At 63.8% G+C, this 2,522-nt stretch carries 2 protein-coding genes and 1 pseudogene; all 3 read left to right on the plus strand.

The window, feature by feature from the left end; genetic code table 11:
- Window positions 1-158 precede the first annotated feature (158 nt).
- Window positions 159-1,463: a serine--tRNA ligase gene (gene serS, locus EN991_RS31975; RefSeq protein ID WP_127367245.1), complete on the plus strand. Its 1,305-nt coding sequence runs from the start codon at window positions 159-161 to the stop codon at window positions 1,461-1,463.
- Window positions 1,463-2,221 (plus strand): 5'/3'-nucleotidase SurE, encoded by a 759-nt coding sequence (gene surE / locus EN991_RS31980; protein ID WP_024503850.1) that lies wholly within the window; start codon window positions 1,463-1,465, stop codon window positions 2,219-2,221. Before serS ends, surE begins: the two co-directional genes overlap by 1 nt.
- A pseudogene (gene pcm, locus EN991_RS31985) lies at window positions 2,218-2,522 on the plus strand (protein-L-isoaspartate O-methyltransferase); the annotation flags it as partial. The gene surE and the pseudogene pcm, both read left to right, overlap by 4 nt.

A 2,522-nucleotide genomic window follows, 5' to 3' on the forward strand; every position in this document is an offset into this window, starting at 1 on the left:
CCCCATGCCCCATCTTGCATCGATCGAGGATGCGGTTTACGCCCTCTGGCTGAAACGCATCGCACTGAAAGCGATGCGTTTCACTTTTGTTTGAAGCATGTCGTTGTCCCAAACCGCTGCGCACTTTGGGCGACATGCTACCCCGGAGCGTTCAAACCATGCTTGACATCAAATGGATTCGCGACAACCCGAAGGCCCTTGTCGAGGCGCTGGTGAAGCGCTCGTGGTCGGCTGACGAGGCGCAGTCCACGGTCGGCGGGCTGATCGCCTCGGACGAGGCGCGGCGCGAACACGTTACCGAGCTACAGACCAAGCAGGAGCGCCGCAATGCCGCGTCGAAGGAGATCGGCAACGCCATGCGTTCGGGCGATGCCGCCCTGGCCGAGACGCTGAAAGCCGAAGTCGGCGAGATCAAGGTCTTCATCCAGAACGGCGAGGCGCGCGAACGCGAGCTCGACAAGGCGCTGAACGATGCGCTGGCGGTGCTGCCCAACGTACCGTTCGACGACGTGCCTGTCGGCAAGGACGAGCACGACAATGTCGTCAAGCACATCGTCGGCAAGGTACCGACGCGGCCGAACTGGGTGAAGGAGCACTTTGAGATCGGCGAAGCGCTCGGCATGATGGATTTCGAGCGCGCGGCAAAGCTGTCGGGCTCGCGCTTTACGGTGCTGAAAAGCGGACTGGCGCGGATGGAGCGCGCGCTCGGCCAGTTCATGCTGGACCTGCATACGACCGAACACGGCTACGAAGAAGTGATCCCGCCGTTGATGGTCAAGGATAATGTTTTGTTCGGCACCAACCAATTGCCGAAGTTCGAGGAAGATCTGTTCTTCACGCCGCACGGGGAGGGCAGGCTTGGCCTGATCCCCACCGCCGAAGTCCCGCTCACCAACCTGGTGCGGGAAGAGATCACCGCGCATGAAAAACTGCCGCTGCGCTACACCGCGCTGACGCCGTGCTTCCGTTCGGAAGCGGGTTCGGCCGGGCGCGACACGCGCGGCATGCTGCGCCAGCATCAGTTCTACAAGGTCGAGCTGGTGTCGATCACCGATCAGGAATCGTCACTTGCCGAGCATGAGCGGATGACGCAATGCGCCGAGGAAGTGCTGAAACGGCTCGGCCTGCCGTTCCGCACCATGACGCTGTGCACCGGCGACATGGGTTTTGGCGCACGCAAGACCTATGACATCGAGGTCTGGCTGCCCGGCCAGAACGCCTATCGCGAAATCTCGTCCTGCTCGGTGTGCGGCGATTTCCAGGCACGCCGCATGGACGCCCGCTACAAGGACAAGGACGGCAAGGGCAACCGCTTCGTCCACACGCTCAACGGCTCGGGCACAGCCGTCGGCCGCGCGCTCATCGCCGTCATCGAAAACTACCAGAACGAGGATGGCAGCGTAACCATTCCTGAAGTGCTGCGGCCTTACATGGGCGGTCTGGAAAAGATCGAAGCGAAATAATGCGTATCCTCCTGACCAATGACGACGGCATTCATGCCGAGGGCCTGGCGTCGCTCGAACGCGTCGCACGTACGCTGTCCGACGATGTCTGGGTGGTGGCGCCCGAGCAGGACCAGTCCGGCTATGCGCATTCGCTGTCGATCTCGGAGCCGCTGCGGCTGCGCAAGATTGGCGAGAAGCATTTTGCCGTGCGCGGCACGCCGACCGATTGCGTCATCATGGGCGTCAAGAAGATCCTGCCTGGCGCACCCGACCTGATCCTGTCCGGCATCAATTCGGGCGCCAACATCGCCGACGATGTCACCTATTCCGGCACCGTCGCCGGCGCCATGGAGGGCGCGCTGCTCGGCATTCGCTCGATCGCGCTCAGCCAGGGGTACAGCTATGTCGGCGAAGATCGCGTCGTGCCCTACGAGACGACGGAGGCGCTGGCGCCGGCGCTGCTGAAGAAACTTGTCGCGACGCCATTGCCGGACGGCGTGCTGCTCAACGTCAATTTTCCCAACTGCACGCCCGAGGAAGTCGCAGGCACGGTGGTCACCTCGCAGGGCAAGCTCGTGCACTCCCTGTGGGTCGACGAGCGCCGTGACGGGCGCGGCCTGCCTTACTACTGGCTGCGTTTCGGCCGCGAGCCGGTCGAAGGCAAGCAAGGCACCGACCTCTACGCCTTGCGCAACCGGCTGGTGTCGGTGACGCCGCTGCAGCTCGACCTTACCGCCCATGAAATCCGTGACCAACTGAGCAAGGCGCTCGCATGAACCAGGGCCTCCCGATCGACGACCGCGAAGGTTTTGCCGCCTTTCTGCTGCGTCTGCGCGGCCGGGGGACTGTGCCGAAGGCGCTGATCGCGGCCTTCGAGGCGACGCCGCGGCGCGGCTTCCTGGCGGCCCAGTTCCATCAGATCGCCTGGTCGGACCGCATGCTGCCGATCGAATGCGGCGAGGCGATCGAAGGCGCCGACATGCAGGCGGCGGTGATCGCCGCACTCACCATCGAGCAGGGCAACCGCGTGCTCGAGATCGGCACCGGCTCGGGCTACACCTCGGTGGTGATGACCCG

The sequence above is a fragment of the Mesorhizobium sp. M7A.F.Ca.US.005.03.2.1 genome (assembly GCF_003997795.1).
In the GTDB taxonomy this organism is placed as follows: Bacteria; Pseudomonadota; Alphaproteobacteria; order Rhizobiales; family Rhizobiaceae; genus Mesorhizobium; species Mesorhizobium ciceri.

Excerpts from the sequence above, each read along its gene's own strand:
- surE (WP_024503850.1), top strand. The coding sequence starts at position 1,463 with ATGCGTATCCTCCTGACCAATGACGACGGCATTCATGCCGAGGGCCTG.
- serS (WP_127367245.1), top strand. The coding sequence starts at position 159 with ATGCTTGACATCAAATGGATTCGCGACAACCCGAAGGCCCTTGTCGAG.